Here is a 22,677-nt window from a genome sequence, read left to right as displayed (position 1 = left end):
CATGTTAGTTCTGGATAAGCTGGCAGTTGCCTATGGCCCGCACGTGGTGGTCAAAGATGTCAGCCTGTCGCTGGCCGAGGGCCAGATTGGCTGTTTAGTTGGGCCGTCGGGCTGTGGTAAAACCACCTTGCTGCGGGCCATCGCCGGCTTCGAGCCTGCCGCCAGTGGCAGTATCAGTTTGCAGCAGCGGGTTGTCAGCAATCAGCAAACCCAGCTGGCCACCGAGCAGCGCCGGGTAGGCATGGTATTTCAGGACTTTGCCCTGTTTCCGCATTTATCAGTTGCCGACAATATCAGCTTTGGCCTGCAGGGGCAGGGCAGTAAATTTAAGCAAGATAAAGTCAAAAAGCTATTACAACTGGTGGGATTGCCTGATTTGGCCAACCGCTATCCGCATCAGTTATCCGGTGGTCAGCAACAGCGGGTGGCGTTAGCGCGGGCGCTGGCACCTGAGCCCAAAGTACTGCTACTGGACGAGCCATTTTCGAGCCTGGATGCAGAGCTGCGCGAAGCACTGGCCCGTGATATCCGCCATATTTTGCAGCAATTAAAAATTACCGCGGTAATGGTAACTCACGATCAGTTTGAAGCCTTTACGATGGCAGATATGGTTGGGGTTATGCAGCATGGTAAGCTGCAGCAATGGGCCACACCTTACGAGCTTTATCACAAACCGGCCAGCCGTTTTGTCGCCGACTTTGTCGGTCGCGGTGTCATGCTACCCGGTGAAATGCTCGACCCGAGCCGGGTACAAACCTGTCTGGGTATTTTTAACCAGCGTTATCTGCAAAATGCCAATGCTGGCGATAAAGTCGATGTGCTGATAAGGCCGGACGATATCGTGCACGATGATGCCAGTGGTATTACCGCCAAGGTGCTGGAAAAGTCATTCCGCGGCTCGCACATTCTGTATACCCTGGCGCTAAGCGGTGGCGAGCAGGTGTATTGTCTGGCACTAAGCCATCATAACCACGCCATTGATGAGCAAATCGGTATCCGGCTTGATTTAGACCATCTGGTTCTGTTCCCACGGATATTATAACTACACTATCTGAATTAATACTGCGGCAGTAAGCTATCAATAATCTGCTGATACTGGCGGGAAAGTGCTTTTGCTCCCTGTTTAATGGCTTGATGCAACAGCTTGATATTGCCGCAATAGGCTACGACAAATAAAGCATGGGTTGCAGAACGCAGCGTAAACCGGACGACGACCAAAGCCAATTGTAGAGGCGGGATAGAATGTCGGCACCGTTTCGCGAGTATCAATGACAATGATCCTATTGATTCTATTTCAGATTGTGGCATATGAGCGTTGCAATGCTTTGGCATCAGCGGTTAAAAAGGGAAAGGGAACATGCTAACAAAGATAATTGGTCTTTTAAGTTTAATAGCTTCTATGACTGTTTGGGGGGGCGGTTTTACGGTTTTTCACGATGGTGAAAAATTTTATATAAATCTAATTAACTTGACCAGTGAAGCTATTGATGTCGATAGAAATTTCATTTTTGATGATTGTAGGAATCGTGCAAATATTTGCGTTGAGCTTTATGCGATGGGAGGAGCAGGCTTGGAAATTAAGCAAATGCCTATGACTTATGACCATGAGTTTTCTGACCGGTTTGTACTGCAACCAAATAACTTGTACGGTTACATATTGACTTATTCTGATATAAAAAAGCGTTTTGATGTGGAAGATGGTGAATATCTTATCGTTGTTAAGTATAGAGATTGGAAACGTCAAAAATTTCATCAATCAGATTTGATGGCAGTGAAATTCTAAGTTCTCTGATTGGAATCAATTTTGCTATCTTGCGCTATCCTATCTCCCATATCCCTTGCAGGGTCAGGTCTTGCCTTTTGCCTTATTAATTTGGTGCGCTAAAGTTTAGTAGCGATACAAAGCACCAAATGGAGCAACTACTATGGCCAGACCTTTAAGGCTGGAATTTGCTGGCGCACTTTATCATATCACCTGCCGGGGAAATGAACGCAAAGCTATCTATTTTGATGATACCGATTTCGAGCTGTTTTTAACGCTACTGGATAAGGTGTGTGAGCAGTACAACTGGGTGGTGCATGCCTATTGCCTGATGACCAACCATTACCATTTACTGCTAGAAACACCAGACGCCAACCTAAGTAAAGGCATGCGCCAGTTAAACGGTACTTTCACTCAGGCAATTAACCGAAAGCACCAACGGGTAGGGCATTTATTCCAAGGCAGATATAAAGCCATACTGGTAGACAAGGATGCCTATTTACTTGAGCTAAGCCGTTATATTGTGCTCAATCCTATCCGGGCAAATATGGTACAAACGCTTGAGGACTGGCGGTGGAGCAGTTGGCATGCGGTAGTGGGGAGACTTGCTTCCCCTTCCTGGCTGGCGACAGACGCTTTACTGGCTATGTTTGCCAAACAGCGTAAAATTGCACGAGAAAAATACGCAGAATTTGTGCAGCAAGGCGAGGGAGTATCGCTTTGGGGCAAGCTAACCAACCAGGTTTTTTTTGGTAATGATGATTTTGTTCAAGCTCATTTAGCGCTGCTAAACGATTATGAGGATTTATCCGACATTCCCAAAAAGCAGTGGCGCGGAGCAGCTCAATCACTTGCAGAGTATGAGCAGGCAGCCGATACGCGCAATCAGGCAATTGTTGCTGCATATCGCTCTGGCAGTTATACCCTTAAAGAGATTGGCAGTCATTTTGGCTTGCATTACTCGCGCGTGAGTAAGATAGTGGCAAAAGACAAGACCTGACCCCTAGGGTTCGAGGTACATCACTAAACTGTTCAAACATTACATATCCAGGTCGAGGATGCTATTGATTATGAGATTAATATTATTGTTTCTATTAGTTACGCCATTCTACACTTTAGGGAATGGATGTGGTGGCCTTGATGAACAGAGATGTATGGTATCCGTAATAAATCTGGTTGCAACGCCTGAGCGCTATCATGAGAAAGAAGTAGTAGTTACAGGATATGTGGATACCAAAAGTAGGGGATATTATGGACAATATTGGCTGTCCTTTTCAAAAGATTACTTTGAGCCAGCTAATATGGTGAAAATAGATATTCCCGAAAATTTTGCCGAGCAACTGAATATTACACATCATAAGGTTTACAGTATTGTGGGGGTATTTGAGTCTTGTAACAGTAAGCCACCTAGTGATCGAGACTGTTTTAATTCGATTACGCCAATAATTGATATTAATGGTTTTCCTAGTATGCGATTAGTAATTAGTGATTAAAATGCTCGGGCCGGGTTTTGATTTTTGGAAGGCATGGATCTACTTATTAGCCTTTCAGTGTGATTAGCGTAATCAAACCTGCTTGCCGCGTCTTTATCTGCACGCACAGCATGTTATTCAGCGCTGAAGTCACTAATACTGCGGCAATAAGCTATCAATAATCTGCTGATACTGGCCAGACGCTTTTAACTGTTGTAAGCCCAGATTAAAACGCTCTATCCGCTGCTCGTTTGCCGGGTCTTTTTTTGATAACACCAGATACATTGGCCGTTGCTCCAGGGCAGGGGTAAGCCACTCAAGTTGCTGTTGATGTTGCGGCATTTTATGTTCAAGTAAATACAGGCCGTTAAGTAAGTCAGCAGGCACCAGATCGACCCGCTGCAGCGCCAGCATGGCCAGTGCCTGTTCGTCAGTGGCAACCTGAATGGTTTTAATGCCGCTTTCAATTAAGCCCATCGGCTGCATATAACCCTGCACCACACCCAGCCGCTGCTGTTGTCTGGCCAGATCCTGAAAATTCTGATAGCGGATAGTGTCTGTTTTACGTTTAAATAAGACAATCTGGTTGGCGTATAACGGCTGCGAGTAATAAAAATGGGCAGTGCGTTGCTCGCTGTACCAGGCGGCAACCAGGCCACTGTAGTTACCCTGCTGACTTTCGTACAGCGCCCGGGCAAACGGCAGAAAGTCTATTTCCAGTTGCACACCCTGCAGCGCAAAGGCCTGGCGGATAATTTCGATAGCCGCGCCCTGCTCGGCCAGTTGTTCACCATAGTGTGGATAATAGTTACTGCTGGCCAGGCGGATCACTTCGGCCTGGGGGGCATTGTTAATGAGTAATAGCAGCAGCGGTAGTAATTTAAATAACCTGACAACCATATGATGCAACCTTTCTGACTAATGCAATAACAAAGCTGTTGAAAAAAAAAGCTGTTATTAGTTTCGGTATTTGAAAGTGTTACATAATTAGCGGGCAATACGAGAGGTTGGCTGTAGAAATCAGGTAAATATCAGTTTTCTATCAACTTGGTAAAGAGTAGCAAAGAAAAAGGGACACCCTGTGCAAGCGGCATCCCATCCAGGAACTGACAAAAATATCGTTATTCGGATTCTATAAAGCTGCGAATTTTATCTGCTACGGCATTTATCCCTACCACACCATCCAGGTGGCCCCAGATGCCCGGTATTTCGGCATAATCAACGGTTTTACCGGCCGCTCGCATGGCCTCAGCACTGGCTTTTGCCATTTCTGGTAGCAGCAGCTGGTCGCCGGCGGCTGGCAGAAACAGGGTTTTAGCCTGCACCCGGCTGAGTGCCTGCTGCCAGTTATCGCCCATGCCGGCCCGGTACAACTGGGAGGCACGGATTAAGTACAGAATATGATTGGCGTCCTGCAGTTGCGAGCGCAGTCTGGCGTGACCCATCAGTTGATCCCAGGCAGAAAAGCTGGCCAGAATATCATGATGCGGCGCTTTATCGGTTTCCGGTGCCGGATAGCGCATATTAAAGCCGGTGGGGTAAACCGCATCCTGAATAATATACGCCAGGGCAGTGGTTAAACCCTGCTCTGGCTGACCATGCTGATAGTAATCGCCGCCGCGCCAGGCCGGGTCTTGTTTAATCGGATAGGCCCAGCGCTCTAAACGCACTGCAGCCCAGGCATCGATATAAGCCGTGCCAATCACCGGGATTAGCCGTTCAACCCGCTCAGGGTAACGGGTGGCCCATTCAATCGCCTGAAAAGAACCCATTGAACCGCCGATAACCGCATGCAGTTTGTTGATGCCTAAACTGTCGAGCAGCGCTTTTTGTACTTCAACAAAATCGCCAATGGTCACCACCGGAAAGCTTAAACCATAGGGCTTGCCGGTTGCCGGATTAATTGTTGCAGGGCCGGTGGTGATAACATTGGGGTCGAACACATTGGCATTAACCAGCGTATCGACACTGAGCACATAATATTTGTTGGTATCAATGGCTTTGCCGGGGCCGATAATGGCATCCCAGTAGCCCGGCGCGGCGTCAGCTTCAGTATATTTGCCGGCCGCATGGGAACTGCCGGAGAAAAAGTGGGTAATAAGTATGGCATTAGATTTATCGGCATTAAGCTTGCCATAAGCTTCCCAGCCGACTTTTACCGGGCTTATTACGGCACCATTTTCTGTTTTAAAGCTTTCTATTGCAAAGGCTTGTTTATTGACCAGCATGGCCTGGCTGTGCCAGCCAAGCAGCAAGAATGTCAGTAATAAAAACGATCGGCATAGTTTCATTATTTAATCCTTAAAACCATTGAAACAATATGATAGCCAGTACCACACCAAGTAATGGCATCAGCACGCTGACTACGGCCATAGGCCAGTAAGCGTTCTGATGTGTCTCGCCACAGATAGCACGGATAGTAGTAACCACATAACCATTATGCGGCAGTGAGTCCAGTGCGCCTGATGAAATGGCCACTACCCGATGCAGTTGCTCGGCATCAACCCCGCGGTCTAAATAAGTCGGCGCAATTTCCGGCAGGGCAATCGCCTGACCACCGGAAGCAGAACCGGTTAAACCGGCAATGGCACTGACAGCAACGGCTGCGCCAACCAGCTCCGGACCGGGCAAATGAGTCATATAATCCACTACACTGCTAAAGGCCGGAGTGAGCTTGGCAACACTGCCAAAACCCACCACCGCAGCCGTATTGCCAATGGCCAGCAAGGCACCCAGCACCCCCTCGTTAGTGGCAGCTGCCGGGTTAGCCAGAAAACGGAAATTCAGCAGATATAAACTGACCACACCGCCAGCTAAAGCAATGATTAACGCGGCCTGCTGCAGACTGTCGTGGAGCAGGAAGGAAGTGACCAGCACGACTAACAAAGGAATTAAACCGGTTAACCAGTGAGGTAGGGGTTTATCGGTTAACGTCGGGTCACTGCTGCGCTGGATAAACTGCTCGCCGTTTTTCACGGCTTTTTTAATCATCCACATCAGGCTTAAATAGCCACCGACTGCCATAAACAGCGCTACCACGATACTGACCTGCCAGCCAGCGTAGGGTGTGGTTCCCAGATAGGGAATGGGGATCCAGTTCTGAATTTCCGGCGAACCGGCAGAGGTCATGGTAAAGGTAACTGAACCCAGCGCTAATGCCGCCGGAATAAAGCGCCGTGGTAAATTGGCGCCTTTAAACAAGCTGACGGCCATCGGATAAGCAGAAAATGCGACGACAAACAGGCTTACCCCACCGTAGGTTAATACGGCACAGGCAAGCACAATGGCCAGCACGGCCCGGGTGTGGCCCAGCCGTTTAACAATCGCCAGCGCCACCGCATCGGCAGCACCGGTGTGTTCCATCAGTTTACCGAACAGCGACCCCAGCAAAAACATCAGAAACCAGGCGGCAACAAAACCGGCAAAGCCATTCATATAGCCATGAACAAAATCAATTTTATCAGCCACTTGCCAAAATGGTATACCATTGGTTGCTGCAACAAGTAAGGCACACAAAGGTGCAGTGATAAATAAATTAAAACCGCGCATGGTGAACACGATCAGCAAGCCTAAACCCAGTAGTAAGCCAAAGATACTTAACATCGGCAAATCCTTGTTATCATTTTCAGCTAGTCTGATACAGCTTGGCTGTTGTCACCATAGTACTAAGGTACAGGTTAAAAATTCCGCGTTTAGGCCTACAGTATCACCACTGGTTAGTACCACATTTTGCAATCAATCAGCAGGAGAGCCAACGATGGCCAATAACTATAACAAAGATGCACAGCACAAGTTTACCCGCCCGGCCCTTACTCCCAGCCTGTTAGCGCTGGCGATCAGTACTTGTCTGGCAGCGCCGGTGATGGCTCAGGAACAAGCCGCCGCTGAAGCTGAATTAAAACTGGAACGAATTGAAGTTACGGCCCGGCGCACCGTTGAAAGTCTGCAGGAAGTGCCAGTGGCGGTAACCTCGATAGGGGCGACTGATATTGCTGAGCGTGGCTTGTCTTCGGTTGTTGAAGTACAACAGTTCTCACCTAATACCACCTTGCAGGCCAGCCGGGGTACTAACTCAACGTTAACGGCTTTTATCCGTGGTGTGGGTCAGGAAGATCCATTGTGGGGTTATGAGCCTGGCGTTGGTATTTACATTGATGATGTTTATGTTGCAAGGCCACAGGGTGCGGTGCTGGATATTCTGAACGTCGAGCGGATTGAAGTACTGCGCGGCCCACAGGGTACCCTGTATGGTAAAAATACCATCGGCGGCGCGCTGAAATATGTAACCCGCGAGATGACAGGTGACACTGAGTTTTCAATCAGCGGCACTGTCGGCAGTTATAACCAGCGTGATGTTAAAGTAACCGGCCAGATCCCACTGATTGCTAACACCCTGTATCTGGGCGTGGGCTACGCTAATTTACAACGCGATGGCTACGGACAGTTTCTGACATCGGCACTGCCGGGGCAGGATCGGGAAAACTATAATAAAGATTTACAGGCATTGCGTCTGACTCTGGAATACCGGCCGCAGGACAACCTGTTTTTCCGGCTGAACTACGATAAAACCGAAGATGACTCTAATGCCAAAGGCGGTTTCAGATTACTACCCAGCCTGCTAACCGATGCGCCGGTGCCTGATAGTGTGTACGACTCTTACACCAGTATGCCGACCTCGAATAAGGTGGAAACTGATGGAATCAGTTTAACGGCAGAGTGGGATATTAACGATAACTTTACCTTAAAATCGATTACCTCAGAGCGCACCAGCTATTCACCGACTAACATCGACTTTGATAATACCTCTATCCGGATTTTCGATGTGCCGGCGATTTATGACGATGAAAATTTCACCCAGGAACTGCAGTTAAATTATCAGACTGATGGTTTTAAAATGGTGTCAGGTTTGTATTACTACACCGCCGACTCCTGTGGCGTGTTCGACGCCGTGCTTGAAGTATTAGGTCAGTCGCTGGGTGCTCCGGGCTTAACCCGTGAAGTAGGTGGCTGCAGCAACACCGACAGCACTGCTGCCTATGCCCAGGGCAGTTATGATTTATCTGATAAGTGGTCAATTACTGCCGGTTTGCGTTACACCAAAGATGAAAAAAGAGCTACGGTTCGCAACGGCCTGATATTTGATACCGTATACCCGGAGTCTGGCTGGATCCCGGGGTATGTGCGGCCGGATGGTTTAACCACCCCTATCGTGCTGGATGATAAAGAAAGCTGGAACAAACTGACCCCGAAAATTGGTGTGGAATACCAGCACAGCAACGATATGATGCTGTTCGCAAGCTTTAGTCAGGGTTTCAAATCGGGTACTTTTAACCCGCGGGCAACTGTTGCTGAACCGGCTGCTGATCCTGAAACAGTTAATTCCTACGAAATCGGCATTAAAAGCGACTGGAACGATAACCTGCGTTTAAATGCCACCCTGTTTATGCTGGAGCATAAAGACCGGCAGTATATTTCGGTTATTCCGGATCCGGATGATGCCTCGGCATTAAACCAGCGGCTGGGTAACGTTGGCCGTTCGGAAGCAACCGGTGCAGAACTGGAAATGACCTGGTTAGCCAGCCGTAACCTGAATATTTATGCCAATATTGGTTTAATCGACGCTTCGTTTGAAGAGGCGCTGACCTTTGACCCGGTGGAAGGTGCGGTGGATATTTCCGACCGCTTCACCATTACCAACACCCCTGAAACCACTGCTACAGTGGGCTTTAGCTACGACATGATTACTGATTTTGGCGATATTATCTTTAATGGTAACTATGCCTATCGCAGTGATTATGATTTGGTTGAACTGGATAACCTGCTGTCACAGGATGCTTATGGCTTGCTGAATCTGGGCGTGACCTGGTTAAGCAAAAATGGCCAGTGGCGGGTGGGTTTACATGGTAAAAACCTGACCGACGAGCAGTATCTGATCGGTAACTACGCTTTTATCGCGCCAGATCCGGCTAATCCGGGTGAGTTTATTCCTGGCTTAGGCGGCGATAATACCTTAATCGGTTATTATGGCGCGCCACGTGAAGTCAGCTTAACAGTTGCTTACCGCTTCTGATGTGTTAAAAACCTTGCCGGGGCGAAAGCCCCGGTTCATTATAGTGAGCCCAAGTGCTCAGAAGTAAACGTTATGATAGCCATCATCGCTGATGATCATCCTTTGTTCCGGGTTGCCTTAGCCCAGGCCTCGTCGGCCATTTTAGGTAACGATGCGTTGCTGTTGCAGGCGCAAACGATGGAACAAGTCTGGCCGTTACTGCGCCAGCATCCCGATACCCACTTTATTTTTCTTGATTTAAAAATGCCCGGCTCTGACGGTTTTACCGGCCTTAGCGCCTTGCGCACCGAATACCCGGATGTGCCGGTTATTATGGTGTCAGCTGAGGAAGACCCGGTAATTATTAAACAGGCGCTGGCATTAGGTGCGGCGGCTTATATTCCTAAATCGGTACCGCTGGAGCTGTTATCTGACGCCATCAGTGCCGTGTTAAACGGCGACAGCTGGTTACCACCCGGCCTGGCAGAAGATGTTAAAAACGCCAAGCCGCTTATCGATAATGACTTTGCCGAGCGCTTAGAGCAACTGACCCCGCAGCAGTTCCGGGTGTTGAAAATGATTGCCGACGGTTTGCTGAATAAGCAGATTGCCTATGAAATGAATGTGCAGGAAACCACGATTAAGCAGCATGTCTCGGCTATTTTACGTAAGCTTAATGTCAATAACCGCACCCTGGCCGGCATTATGTTTGAAAAGCTGCGCCTGCCGGAAACTTACTCTGGCTGATTGCATTCAGCCAGACTTATTATACGTATCCTCAGATTTGGTTTGTCAATCACCACAGGCGCTTAATCCCGCAACAGGCACTTAATCCCGCAGCAGGCGCTGAAACAAGCGCTTTAATGCAGCCGGCTTTAAGGGCTTTAATAAAAAGTAAAAGCCACTGTTCAGTGCCTGCTCGCGGATATTCTGATCATGATCTGCTGAGTGAATAATAACCGGTACATTTATCGCAAAATGACTGACCAGCTGCTCAGCAACGGCCACCCCGGTGGCGGCGTTATCCAGATGATAATCAAAAAGGCATAAGTCGGGTTTCAGTCCCTGACTAATCGCAGCTAAGGCTTCACCGGGCTGACTTACCGCCGTAACCTGGCACTGCCAGCTGCTTAGCAACGCACTGACCGCACTGAGTAAGTGCGCTTCGTTATCGAGTAGTAAGATTTTTTTGCCGGCGAAGCTGGCGCTGATTTCACTGCTGGCCGCGGCAGAAACAGCCGGGGTTGCCGCTGCGGCCGCTAATGGCAGTGATAAGCAAAAGCAACTGCCTTTACCCGGTGTCGACTGTACCGTCAGAGAATGCCCTAAAATGGCGCTTATTCTGTGGGCGATTGCCAGGCCCAGGCCCAGGCCTTTCTGATCCGGCTGACTGCCTTGCTGAAATTCTTCAAATATCCGTTGCTGATCGGCCCGGGCAATACCAACCCCCGTATCCATAACCCTGATTTGTAATTGTTGGCCCGCCCGTTTTACACCCAGTATCACTTTACCCTGACTGGTATAGCGCACCGCATTAGCCAGCAGATTCTGAATAACCCGCTTTACCAGTTTGCGGTCGGTACTGACACTCAGTTTGCTGCTATGTACCCGGAACTGCAGGCCTTTTTCAGCTGCCAGTACGGCAGCGTCGCGGCCAATGTCATCCAGCAACTGGCTGACAGTAACCGTTTGCGGGTAGGCTTTAATTACCCCGGAATCCAGCTTGGTTAAATCCAGAATGGCGGTAAGCAGCTCTTCGGCCGAATTAAGCGAGTTGGTCAGGTTGACACTTAACTGCCGCAGCTCGGGGGTGGTGCTTTGCTGGCGCAATAAGCCGGCAAACAGGGCGGCGGCATTAAACGGCTGCATTAAGTCATGACTGGCTGCGGCAAAAAAACGGGTTTTGGCAGCGGTATTGGTTTCCAGTTGCTTTTGAGTGTGTTGCAGTTGCTGATTCAGTTGCTGTAATTCATGCGTACGCTCAGTTACCCGTTGCTCCAGTAAAGTGTTACTTTGTTCCAGCTGCGTCTGCACTTCAATAAACGAGCTGACATCAGTATAGGTCGTAACGAAGCCACCGCCGGGTAAGGGGCTGCCCTGCATTTCCAGCACTCTGCCATCCTGCTGCTGGCGCTGAAACTTATAGCTGCTACCCTGACGCAGAAAACTGAGCCGTTTGCTGACTTCGGCATCAATATTTTCGCTGTCGATCAGGCCGCGTTGCAGGTTAAAGCGGATAACGTCGGCGACCGGTTTGCCCACTTCGACCATGCCCGGTGGGTAACTGAACATATCAATATAGCGCTGGTTCCAGGCTATCAGCCGTAAATCGGCATCGACCACGCTGATGCCCTGACTGATATTATCAATCGTAGAGAGCAGTAACGCCTGGTTAAATTGAAAGACCTGGCTGGCTTCATCAACAAAACGTTCCACCGTTTCCATCGGCAACTGGGCGTGTCTGCCTGCGGCATCCATAATCAGCCGCATTGATGCGCCACCCACAACAGCTGCCAGACTGCGCTCGGCTGCCTGCACCAGATTAAGCGGGGCCAGCTGATTCTGTGCCGGGTTCGGATCTTTTAAATTGCGCAGTAACAGCCGTCGTGCTTCTTTTTCGCCGGCAAAGCGTTTGACCAGTAAGTAGCAGTCCTGCACGCTCAGCGCCACGCTGCGCCGGTTATGATCAGTACTGAGCTGGGCCCGCAAAAAGCGGCCGCTTTCCAGCCATTCGCTGACCCGGGTATTACTAAACCGACTGATCAGCAACACCATCAGACAATTCACTGTCAGGCTCAGTAATACCCCTAAACTTAACGGGTCGGCCTGCCAGCCGAACAATTGCTGCGGTGCCAGCCATACCAGGCCAAAGGGGCCCTGACTCAGCCAGGCCGACCCCATCAGGCCTGCTCTGCTGATTTCCGGAAACAATAATATATAGGCCCAGACAATGGCACCACTCAGCACCCCGGCCATCGCCCCCTGGCGGTTTACTTTGCGGGACAGCAGCCCCAGAATTAACGCCGGCGCCAGCTGCGCTACCAACGCAAAGGCCATTAGCCCCAGTTGGGCTAAGCCGGTTTCAGTACCAATGAAGCGGTAGTAAATAAAGCCCAGCGCCATCACCGTTAGCATTGCTGAGCGACGCAGTGTGGCCACTTTCACTCTGTTCTGCTGGGCCGCTTGCAGCTGACTGCTGCGATAGACCACTGGCGCCAGCAACTCATTGGTTATCATAATACCCAGCACAACGGTGGCAACCACTACCATACTGGTTGCTGCAGAAAAACCACCCAGATAGGCCAGCAGAGCGATGTCAGTGCGGTTTGCCGCCAGTGGCAGCTGCAATACTACGACATCAATATTGACATCGTTACCCAGCAGCATAACGCCGGCTAAAGCCAACGGCAGGGTAAAGATACTCATCAGCAGTAAATACAGTGGGAAAATCCAGCGGGCACTACGCAGGTGGCTTAATTTCTGGTTTTCGACAAAGCTGACATGGAATTGTCTGGGTAAACACAGGGTAGCGAAAAACCCCAGCAAGGCATGCAGCCAGTAAGCGTGTGTAGGCAGCGCTTGTTGCCGCAGCTTGCTGATAGCGGGGTCGGCAGCGGCACTGTCAAAAATGCTGGCAAAACCGTCGAACATACCAAATACCACAAAGCAGCCAATAGCCAGCAAAGCTAACAGTTTGATCAGCGATTCAAAGGCAATGGCGGTCATCAGCCCGGGGTTTGGCTGATGAGCCCGGGCGCTTTTACTGACAAACAGCAAGGCGAATACTGCCATCCACAAGCTGACATAAAAGCCGGTATCGGTATACCAGTGCCGGCCCACTTCTGCCTGCACCAGCGTATTAATACTGGTAGAGACGGCATGTAGCTGCAGGGCGATATACGGGATAACCGCCATAATCAGAATTAAGGTGATGAGTACTGCCAGGGAGCGGGAATGGCCAAAACGGGTGGCAATAAAATCGGCCACCGAGGTAATGCGGTAGCGCCGGCAGGCGATGGCGATGCGGGCGATTAATTTAAAACCAAACCAGAACAGAATAAAAGAGCCAATATAGGTAGGCGGGATCCACCAGCCGTTTACCGCGGCCTGCGCCGTTACACCATAAAAAGCCCAGGAGGTACAATAAATAGATAGCGCGAAACTGAATATCCAGGGCGCCAGCGGATGCCGGGCAGTAATACGCCGGCCAAAGCGGCCAACACTGAATAAAATCAGCAGATATACCAGCGAGATGGCGGCAATGGTGGCTAAACCAATGCCGCTGCCATTTTCGATCATTTGTTCGGGTGAGGTCATCAGTTACTCATTGGCCGATTGTGCCTCAGATACCGGCTCAGTGCTAGCGGGCTGTCCAGCCACCATCCAGAATAAGCGTTTGTGCTGTCATATGCCTGGCTGCATCCTGGCATAGAAACGTCGCCATTGCCGCTATTTCACTGACATCAATAAAGGCTTTCTGCGGCATCGGTGCCAGCATAATCTGCTCGATGACCTGTTGCTCGGTCAGGTTATGCTCTTTGGCCTGAGCGGCAATTTGTTGTTCAACCAGCGGCGTTTTTACATAAGCCGGGCAAATGGTATTGATAGTAAAGTTTTTATCGGCATTCTCCAGCGCCACCACCTTACTGAAACCCAGCAGGCCATGCTTGGCGGCAACATAGGCAGACTTAAATGGTGATGCTATAACTGCATGAATAGAACCAATATTAATAACCCGGCCAAAATTATTGTTGCGCATATGCGGTAACATTGCCCGGGTCAGCATCGCCGGACCGGTTAACATTACGCTAAGCAGCAGCGCCCATTTCTCCGGCGGAAAATCTTCCAGCCGGGCGACATGCTGAATACCGGCATTGTTAACCAGTATGTCAGCCGGAAAACGGTCGGCACAGTCGGTAATCGCCTGTTGATCAGTCACATCCAGCACGCAGTAGTCAGCGTCAATCCCCTGATTGCTGAGTTCAGCTGCTTTTTGTTGCAACAGCGTCTGGTTTAAATCGGCCAATACCACCTGATAGCCGGCTTTGCCTAAATGACTGGCGATAGCAAAACCGATACCGCCGGTACCGCCGGTAATCACTGCACGCATATGGTTACTCCCGTAATCGTTAATAGCTTATGCTAGGCAGCCACGGCAGCAGTTACAACGGTACTTTAGTGCTATGTAGCGCTGACGCAAGCATCCAACGGGTGCAAAGCCCTGTTGGTACAACAGAAAATTAGTCGCGTATTTTGTTGTTTTCAGCTCTGGTTTGGCCGGATAGCCCGCTGTAACAAAGGTTCAGGCTTTGCCGTCAGGCTTTCCTGTGATAGATTTGGACAATAAATAATATAAAAAGTCAGCTTAAGTGCGCATTCTTGCCTTATTAAGCTGGGATATATCAGGCTCTTGCGCTATTTTCCTGCTGTGAGCCTTAAAATGGCTAAAAAGCCGTTAACTAATTCCGGATAATTGAACAGATTATCTGTGCTTTGACCAAGAGGAATTCATTTATGACAAACGCTGGCAGAACCCCTGTTCCGGCAGGACCCAAGCGTGGCTGGTTTACCCGTTTTCTTGATACGGTAGAATGGCTGGGAAATTTGTTACCCCATCCGGTTACCCTGTTTGCCTTATTCGCGGTGCTGGTGGTTGTCGGCAGCGGCGTTGCCGCCTACTTTGATTTCAGCGCTGTTGATCCGCGGCCGGAAGGCGCAGCCGGGCGCTCAGCCGATGGTATTATCCGGGTGGTCAGTCTGTTTAGTGTTGATGGCCTGCAACGGATTATTGCTAATCTGGTTACTAATTTCACCAGCTTCCCGCCTCTTGGTGTGGTGCTGGTGGCATTACTTGGCGTCAGTATTGCCGAGCATTCCGGCTTAATTTCTGCCGCGATGCGTGGTCTGGTAATGAATGCTTCGCCGCGGATGGTTACAGTAACGGTGGTTTTTGCCGGTATTATTTCAAACACCGCGTCAGAGCTGGGTTATGTGGTACTTATCCCGATGGCGGCAGTGATATTTCACTCACTGGGTCGCCACCCGCTGGCAGGCTTAGCCGCGGCATTTGCCGGCGTGTCAGGGGGGTACAGTGCCAATTTATTTATCGGCACGGTCGACCCGTTGCTGGCCGGCTTTACTACCACTGCGGCCAACCTGATTGACCCTACCTATAATGTTGGCCCGGAAGCAAACTGGTACTTTATGATTGCCAGTACCTTTGTTATTGCTACTTTAGGTGCCATTGTTACCGAGAAAATTGTTGAGCCTAAATTAGGGAAGTATAACGCTGGTGAGGCGTCGATTGATTTAGGGGCACAACAACTTGATGCACTGACCGCCCGTGAAAAAACAGGTTTAAAAGGCGCCGGCCTGGCATTTTTGCTGCTAGCGGTGTTATTGGCGTTAAGCATAGTGCCGGAGTGGGGCATTTTACGTAACCCCGAGACCGGCGGCGTTCCTGATTCGCCGTTTTTAAAAGGGATAGTAGTCTTTATTTTTATCACCTTTGCGATACCGGGCTTTGTCTACGGCAAAATTGTCGGCACTATGCAAACCGATCGTGATGTAATTAATGCAATGTCGAAAAGCATTGGTTCGATGGGGCTGTATATCGTACTGGTGTTTTTTGCCGCGCAGTTTGTGGCCTTTTTTGGCTGGTCAAACATGGGCGCTATTTTTGCTGTTAAAGGCGCAACGGCGTTGCAGGAGATGGGACTCACCGGGCCGCTGTTGTTTGTGTTCTTTATTGCCATGTGTGGCTTTGTTAACCTGATGCTGGGCTCAGCATCGGCGCAGTGGGCGATTACCGCACCGATATTTGTGCCTATGCTGATGATTGTGGGTTACTCGCCGGAAGTTATTCAGGCGGCATACCGGATAGGGGATTCGGTAACTAACGTGATTACTCCGATGATGAGTTATTTCGGACTTATTCTTGCGGTTGCCGCACGCTATAAAAAAGATATGGGGCTGGGTACGCTGATTGCCACTATGCTGCCTTATTCCATGGTGTTTTTTGTCGGCTGGACCATTTTATTTATTCTGTGGGTATTTGTCGGCGGTTTCCCAGTGGGTCCCAATGCGCCAACCTACTATCAGTTTAGTGCCGGGTAATACCTCTACAAACAAAAAAAAACCGCTGTGATCAGCGGTTTTTTTATAGCGTTTCAGACTAAGCTGGCCGTTTAACCGGCGGCTGAAGTCGACTCGCGTACCAGCAGTTCCGGAATAAATACCATTTGCTGTTTAACATCCGCTTTATTGTGGGTTTTCTTGCTGCACTTAAATAAAAGTTCAGCGGCATACTGGGCTATGGTGGTATTCGGTTGGTGGGCCGTGGTTAATGGCGGCCAGGTTTGGCGCGAGAACGGACTGTTTTCAAAACCGGCTATCGCCAGCTGATCCGGGATCGAGATATTCATTAGGCGGGCGCTGAACAAAGCGCCGGCAGCAATTTCATCGTTACAGGCAAATATTGCGCTGGGCTTATGTTTGGCGCTAAGTAACGCCTTGGCGCGGGCTACGCCTGATTCAAAAGAGTAGCGGCCGGAGACGACCCATTCAGGTTTCGATTTCAGGCCGCGCTTGACTAATGCTGCTTCAAAACCTGCCTGGCGTTCGCCGCTGGAGCTGTGTTCTTCGTCCCCGCCCAGAAAGGCGATATCGGTGTGGCCCAGTTCCAGCAAGTGGTTGGTAATTTTAAAGGCCGCAGTAAAATCGTCTACCAGTACACAGTTACTGAGCTTCGGCGATGGGGTGGAGCCGGAAATGATCCTGACAAAGGCGATCTCTTTTTCCGCCAGTGCTTCAGCCAGATGGGGCATTTCCGAAAATGGCGGGGTGAGTACCAGCCCAGCCAGGCGGGAACGCTCAACCAGTTCAAGCACTTCCTGCACGATATCCGGCGACTTCGCATTAGTAGGGTGAATAATTAATTCATAATTATGTTTGCGACAGGCATCCAGCATACCCCGCTGCATTTCAATCACATAATAGGCATTAGGGTTGTCATACACATAACCGATGCTGTATGAGCGGCTACTGGCCAGGTTACGGGCGGCTGAATTAGGTTGATATTGCAATTGCTTCATCGCAGCAGTCACTTTATCAAAAGTATCCTTGCGCACCGAAGGTTCGTTGTTCATTACCCTCGATACCGTTTTTATCGATACCCCTGCCAGTTTTGCTACATCGTTTATGGTTATTTTCATTGTGCTTCTCAGGTCGGCATAGCCGGTTTTGCGGCTCAGTTTAACATACTGAGCGGCTTTAATAACATCACCACATGCTGCATATGACAGCGCTAGCCAATTTTTAAGATCAATTTAATCTATTGAATAACCGCTTTTCCATAAAACAGCAATTAGATATTTCAGACAGCGCGTATAAAAACGGACGTATTGCTAAATGCGTATATTATAAGTGTATATATAACATAGTCTTACTTAATCCGTGTGCAGCGTTAGTAGCTGGCAGGCTTTTATTACTAAAAGCAATCGCTGGCAACCAGGCTGAAATCAGCTGGTGAAAAAAACAGCTGAAACTCTTTGCAAAGCAAAAATAATTTGTGTATGTTTAATTTCAATGACAACGCTGTCATCAATAAAAAGATAAAAAAAGTACCAAGCCAAAGAGCACAGGAACGGGAGATTCACATGCTGCACAACAACTTTAAAAAGAGCGTTATAGCGGTAAAAATGGCCTTGATCGCCGGAGCAGCAGTGACTGCATTACCGGTTCTGGCCCAGGAAGACGCGGTTAAGGAACAACAGGTTGAAGTTATTCAGGTTCGGGGCATCCGGGCTTCCCAGGAGGCTAATCTGAATGCCAAACGTTATTCCAATGCGGTTGTCGATGTAGTGACAGCGGAAGACATTGGTAAGTTTCCTGATAAAAACGTTGCCGAGTCTTTGTCGCGTATTACCGGTGTCGGTGTCAGCCGGGAGTTTGGTGAAGGTGAAAAAATCACTATTCGCGGTGCTAGCTCCTCGACAAACCGGACGTTATTAAACGGTCAGACAGTGGCAACCGCTGATTGGTTTATTCTGGACAACCCTGGTCGTAGTTTTAATTACACCATGCTGCCCTCAGCCCTTGTTTCAGATTTAGAAGTTTATAAATCGCCGATGGCCAGTATTGATGAAGGCTCAATCGGCGGCACCGTTATTCTGCGGACACGGACACCGTTGTCATTGGATGCCAACTCCGTCAACATTTCTCTGGAAGGCCAGTATTCAGAATCATCGGAAAAATGGGATCCGCAACTTTCCGGCATGTATTCGTGGAAAAACGACGCAGAGAGTTTTGGTGTGCTGGTATCTGCAATCAAGCAAGATCGTAAAGTTGTCCGGCAGGGATTTGAAGTGCTTGGCTGGCCAACCAATACCGATTTAGATGCTAAATTACCAAGTCATATTGGTGTGCCACGCTTTGAGCAGGACCGAGAGCGCGAAACGCTGTTTTTATCGTTGCAATCCCGTCCCAATGACAATCTGGATATGGTACTGAATATTCTTGATTCAAAAGTTGATGCGAATAACCATAACCAGAACTGGTTAATTTTTGTTAATAATAACGCAGATTCACTGACTAACACCGTAGTGGAAAACGGCAGCATTGTGGCCGGTGAAGTCGCAGCTGCCGGTACAGCGGCGTATAACTTTATTAACCGGGTATCCTCTACTGAGACCCGCTCTATTGATTTTGAGCTGAATTATAGTGCCGACACTTATGAGTTGCACACCCAGCTTGGCCACACGGAAGCGAAAGGGGGCACTTACCGGGAAACATCATGGGAGTACGGCCCTGTAGGTGGCACTGGTTATGACTTTGATTTGCGTGGCGGTACACCAACAGCAAATACTGATGTTGATGCAGCAGATCCGACCCAGTTCCGGCCGGGCTGGATTTGGGGTGGTGAAAAGCCGACGACTGATGAAGAAACCTATGCTCAGTTTGATTCTACTATTCCAATTCAGAAAGGTGCTTTCACTGCGATAAAGACCGGTGCCAAATATCGGATGGCAGAGCGGACGCAGGACCGGATTGCTTACAGCTGGCACGGACCGCAAACGATGACGGGCAATGAAAGTGTCGCTGGCAGTTACCTGGATCATATTTTTGCTACTTGTTATGACTGGGCGCAGTGCGGCCTGTTTAGCGGAACAGTCGATATTGATGCTGTTGTTAATGGCAATATGACACAGCAAATGGCGCACAACCGGGCTGCGATGGAACAGATTGCTTTTGACGGCTTAAATGGCGTGCCGGCAGATTTTGCCCGTTCGAAAAACCTGGCCGAAATTTGGGCAGTAGAAGAAGACATCCTCGCCTTGTATGTACAAGGTGATTTTGAAGGCGAGGGTTTTCGCGGTAATGTCGGTGTTCGGTTTGTCGATACCCAACAAACCTCAGGTGGTTATGAGTTCTCTGGCGATTCATGGGGGCTGTGGACCATTGACCGTGAGTGGCTGACTCCTGAAGTGCTGGAATGGGTGGAAGTTAGCAACGATTACAGTGAAGTGCTGCCAAGCCTGAATATTGCTTTTGATTTATCTGAAGATCAGATACTGCGTTTTGGTGCGGCAAGGGTGATGGCGCGTCAGGATTGGAATAATATTTCTTCTTCTATTACATATGGTTCTTTAAATGTGGCTCAGCCAACCGGGAGTGCCAGCAACCCGAGTTTGATGCCGCAGATTGCTGACCAGTTTGATCTGTCCTGGGAATGGTATTTTGATGCATCAGCATTGCTGGCAGTTACCTACTTCCATAAGGATATTAAAAGCTATCGCAGTTTCTCAACCTTCGTTGACCAGCGTTATTGGGAAGAAGGCGATGAATGGGTTGATGTGACCTTTACCCGGCCGGAAAATGGACCTGGGGGCACGACTGATGGTTTCGAGCTGACATATCAGCAGGCGTTCGGTGACTATGGCGTTAGTGCTAACTATACCTACACCAATGCGCAACGGGATGAAGAGCGGCAACTGTCGCGTCCGGGCTCTGGCTTGGTGGAAGGTACGTCGCGGCATATGATGAACACCAGCGCCTATTATGAAACCGATAAATTCAGCGCCCGTCTGATGTATAACTACCGTACCGAGTGGTATAAAGGATTACATTTTAATGGTGATGAGTTGTGGAACGACAGCTATGGCCAGGTAGATGCCAGCATTGGCTACAATCTGACTGACACCATCACATTGTCGCTGGAAGCTGTTAACCTGACGGATGAAGAAGTAGTGGAGTACAACACTGATACGGCGCGTTTATTCTCCATTTATCAGAATGGCCGGCGTTTTACGGCCGGGATCAGAATGGCATTCTAAGTGCGGTAATGCAGGCTCTGCCAAGGGGTTAACAGTAACTGTTAACCCCTTTATTGTTTGGATTTGAACATGCTGAATCAAATAAAATGCTGGCACAAGGTGTCTGTGGCACAGTGGCACAACGAGATTAAGCCGTCTTTTCAGCCAGCCGTGTTAAAAGGGCTTTTAAACCACTGGCCAATGGTACAGGCGGCCACAACTTCCGACATGGCTTTGTCGCAATACATTGCCGGGCAGGATACTGGCTGGCAGGTTGATACATTACTGCTGGCGCCTGACAGCGATGGACGAATTGGCTATAAGGAGGACCTGGCTGGGTTTAACTATGAAAAACGCCAATATCCACTCACTGCTATTTTGTCCCAGCTGCTAAAAACGAAATCAGATCCGCAGGCTGTTCGGATAGCGGCTCAAAGTGCGTTAGTTAGTAATTGTATGCCGGAGTTTACTACCGATAATCCAAACCCACTGTTAGCGGATACTGTTATTCCGAGAGTTTGGCTCGGTAACAAGGTGATGGTGCCGGCGCACTTCGATGATGCTGACAACCTGGCCTGCGTGGTCGCCGGTAAGCGGACTTTTATATTATTTCCGCCCGAGCAGGTAGCTAACCTGTATATCGGACCGCTGGACTATACTCCAACGGGGGCACCCATTAGCCTGGTTGACTTTAGCCAACCTGATTTTGAGCGATTTCCAAAAGCGCGTGAGGCGCTGCAACATGCTTTAGTCGCTGAGCTTGAGCCCGGTGATGCGCTGTATATTCCGGCATTGTGGTGGCATCAGGTAAAGTCGACCGCTGATGTAAATTTGCTGGTTAATTACTGGTGGGGAGGCTCGATCGGCTCTGCCGACAGCAGAATGGCACCGTTTAATGGCTTGTTGCACAGTCTACTCAGTTTTCGGGAGTTACCGCCGCAGCAACGGCAGGCATGGAGTGCCATATTCAGCCACTTTTTACTAAATTGTGACGACGAAATGCTTGCTCATATTCCACCGCAAAAGCGGGGTATTCAGGGGCAAGGTGCGTTTGTGACAAAACAGGCGATAACCCAGTGGCTTGTTAAATCACTTGCCGGACATAAATAGGTTTAATAACTGCTGCCAGGCCGAACTGGGGTCAAAGTATACGATACTTTATCAGCTTCAGCAGTTGATTCGCAGCCAAACTTACCGCAAGATAACGCCGGTACGCCAGTAAAGCAGACGGTGACAGCAGGTTAAGCCGCTGACATTATCAACACCGCAAACAGCTGGTATCTTAAAAATCCCATAACAATGAGTTATCTATGGAACAGAAAAAAGTAGTCGCGCTAAATAAAGAACAACACGCCAAAACCAGGATCAGCAATGAAAATGCGTTCAGCCACATTGCTGATCAGCATATGTTGCCAATAGTAGTACAGGAATTCGTGGTTGCCGGGGCAGAGTTTCCGGTGGTGTTTGTTAAAGATGGTCAGAATGACAGCTATCAGCCAGTGGTATTACTGGGTTTAGCGGCAAATCAGAACCTGGTGCTTGAAGACGGTAAATGGAATGCGCTTTATGTACCGCGGGTCGCACGTAATTATCCGTTGGTGCTGGTGCAGCCAGAAGCCAACAGTGACAGGTTAGTGGTAGCAGTAGATGAATCGTCAGCACGGGTTAACGAAACTGACGGTTTGCCATTATTTAAGGAAGATGGCAGTGAAACAGATTATCTGACCGATCGGAAAAAACAAATGGGTGAATACGTTGAATTCAGCCGGGTTACCCGTGGTTTCAGTGAGAAATTAAAAAGCCTGGATCTGATTAAAGAGCAGGTATTAACCATTACTATTGACGGTGAACCACGCAATATTAATGGTATTCATATGATTGACGAGAAAAAGCTTAATGAGCTGGACAATGAAGTGTTTCTTGAGCTTAGAAAGCTGGGCTTCCTGACCGCTATCTACGCTCATCTGATGTCACTGCAACATACCCAGAAACTGGTGCAAAAGCTGGCTAAACCAGCCTGATAGCCGCCTGTTGATAAAAAACGGCACCTACACAGGTGCCGTTTTTGTTTGTTCTGAAGCG

16 protein-coding genes are annotated in these 22,677 nt (G+C 49.2%); 10 read left to right on the top strand and 6 right to left on the bottom strand.

Translation table 11 applies throughout. The features are described from left to right. Position 1: 1 nt before the first annotated feature. The 4 genes from R3187_RS07740 to R3187_RS07725 all read left to right on the top strand — a co-directional run bounded on the left by R3187_RS07740 (position 2) and on the right by R3187_RS07725 (position 3,255). Positions 2-1,042 (top strand): ABC transporter ATP-binding protein, encoded by a 1,041-nt coding sequence (locus R3187_RS07740; RefSeq protein WP_318966129.1) that lies wholly within the window; start codon positions 2-4, stop codon positions 1,040-1,042. Positions 1,043-1,357: 315 nt separating this feature from the next. Then, positions 1,358-1,783 (top strand): hypothetical protein, encoded by a 426-nt coding sequence (locus tag R3187_RS07735; protein ID WP_318966128.1) that lies wholly within the window; start codon positions 1,358-1,360, stop codon positions 1,781-1,783. Positions 1,784-1,925: 142 nt separating this feature from the next. Continuing rightward, entirely contained in the window at positions 1,926-2,762 is an 837-nt protein-coding gene (locus R3187_RS07730; RefSeq protein WP_318966126.1) for an REP-associated tyrosine transposase, read from the top strand. Between the two features lie 70 nt (positions 2,763-2,832). Then, on the top strand, positions 2,833-3,255 hold the full coding sequence (locus tag R3187_RS07725; RefSeq protein ID WP_318966125.1) for a hypothetical protein: 423 nt from the start codon (positions 2,833-2,835) through the stop codon (positions 3,253-3,255). A 132-nt stretch (positions 3,256-3,387) separates the two neighbouring features. On the opposite strand, the gene R3187_RS07720 is transcribed toward R3187_RS07725, so the two are convergent. The 3 genes from R3187_RS07720 to R3187_RS07710 form a co-directional block, all read right to left on the bottom strand. Beyond that, a complete protein-coding gene (locus tag R3187_RS07720; RefSeq protein ID WP_318966124.1) occupies positions 3,388-4,134 on the bottom strand; it encodes a substrate-binding periplasmic protein in 747 nt (248 codons plus the stop codon). 221 nt (positions 4,135-4,355) lie between these two features. Beyond that, positions 4,356-5,525, bottom strand: a complete 1,170-nt coding sequence (locus tag R3187_RS07715) for an E22 family MetX-like putative esterase (RefSeq protein ID WP_318966122.1) — start codon at positions 5,523-5,525, stop codon at positions 4,356-4,358. 10 nt (positions 5,526-5,535) lie between these two features. Next, positions 5,536-6,837 carry a GntP family permease gene (locus R3187_RS07710; protein ID WP_318966121.1) on the bottom strand — a complete coding sequence of 434 codons (1,302 nt, stop codon included), beginning with the start codon at positions 6,835-6,837 and terminating at the stop codon, positions 5,536-5,538. Between the two features lie 154 nt (positions 6,838-6,991). On the opposite strand from R3187_RS07710, the gene R3187_RS07705 reads away from it, so the two are divergent. Beyond that, positions 6,992-9,304, top strand: coding sequence for a TonB-dependent receptor (locus R3187_RS07705; RefSeq protein ID WP_318966119.1), 2,313 nt, complete (start codon positions 6,992-6,994; stop codon positions 9,302-9,304). Positions 9,305-9,376: 72 nt separating this feature from the next. Then, a complete protein-coding gene (locus tag R3187_RS07700; RefSeq protein WP_318966117.1) occupies positions 9,377-10,030 on the top strand; it encodes a response regulator transcription factor in 654 nt (217 codons plus the stop codon). An 81-nt stretch (positions 10,031-10,111) separates the two neighbouring features. Here the strand turns inward: R3187_RS07700 and R3187_RS07695 are convergent, their stop codons facing one another. Both R3187_RS07695 and R3187_RS07690 read right to left on the bottom strand, forming a co-directional pair. Next, positions 10,112-13,600, bottom strand: a complete 3,489-nt coding sequence (locus tag R3187_RS07695) for a PAS domain-containing hybrid sensor histidine kinase/response regulator (RefSeq protein ID WP_318966116.1) — start codon at positions 13,598-13,600, stop codon at positions 10,112-10,114. Positions 13,601-13,643: 43 nt separating this feature from the next. Then, positions 13,644-14,393 carry a 3-hydroxybutyrate dehydrogenase gene (locus tag R3187_RS07690; RefSeq protein ID WP_318966115.1) on the bottom strand — a complete coding sequence of 250 codons (750 nt, stop codon included), beginning with the start codon at positions 14,391-14,393 and terminating at the stop codon, positions 13,644-13,646. Between the two features lie 404 nt (positions 14,394-14,797). Between R3187_RS07690 and R3187_RS07685 the strand changes: the two genes are divergently transcribed. After that, positions 14,798-16,399: an AbgT family transporter gene (locus R3187_RS07685; RefSeq protein ID WP_318966114.1), complete on the top strand. Its 1,602-nt coding sequence runs from the start codon at positions 14,798-14,800 to the stop codon at positions 16,397-16,399. A 71-nt stretch (positions 16,400-16,470) separates the two neighbouring features. On the opposite strand, the gene R3187_RS07680 is transcribed toward R3187_RS07685, so the two are convergent. Then, on the bottom strand, positions 16,471-17,496 hold the full coding sequence (locus R3187_RS07680; RefSeq protein WP_318966113.1) for a LacI family DNA-binding transcriptional regulator: 1,026 nt from the start codon (positions 17,494-17,496) through the stop codon (positions 16,471-16,473). Positions 17,497-17,940: 444 nt separating this feature from the next. Here R3187_RS07680 and R3187_RS07675 point away from each other — a divergent pair, with 444 nt between their 5' ends. The 3 genes from R3187_RS07675 (at position 17,941) to R3187_RS07665 (ending at position 22,616) form a co-directional block, all read left to right on the top strand. Continuing rightward, positions 17,941-20,616, top strand: a complete 2,676-nt coding sequence (locus R3187_RS07675; RefSeq protein ID WP_318966112.1) for a TonB-dependent receptor — start codon at positions 17,941-17,943, stop codon at positions 20,614-20,616. 69 nt (positions 20,617-20,685) lie between these two features. Continuing rightward, on the top strand, positions 20,686-21,705 hold the full coding sequence (locus R3187_RS07670; RefSeq protein ID WP_318966111.1) for a cupin-like domain-containing protein: 1,020 nt from the start codon (positions 20,686-20,688) through the stop codon (positions 21,703-21,705). A gap of 200 nt (positions 21,706-21,905) precedes the next feature. Then, positions 21,906-22,616: a SapC family protein gene (locus R3187_RS07665; protein WP_318966110.1), complete on the top strand. Its 711-nt coding sequence runs from the start codon at positions 21,906-21,908 to the stop codon at positions 22,614-22,616. Positions 22,617-22,677: the final 61 nt, after the last annotated feature.

Source organism: Arsukibacterium sp., from assembly GCF_033721375.1.
Classification (GTDB): domain Bacteria; phylum Pseudomonadota; class Gammaproteobacteria; order Enterobacterales; family Alteromonadaceae; genus Alishewanella.
Note: the sequence above shows the minus strand (reverse complement) of the source record. Positions and strands in the feature narration are given on the sequence as shown.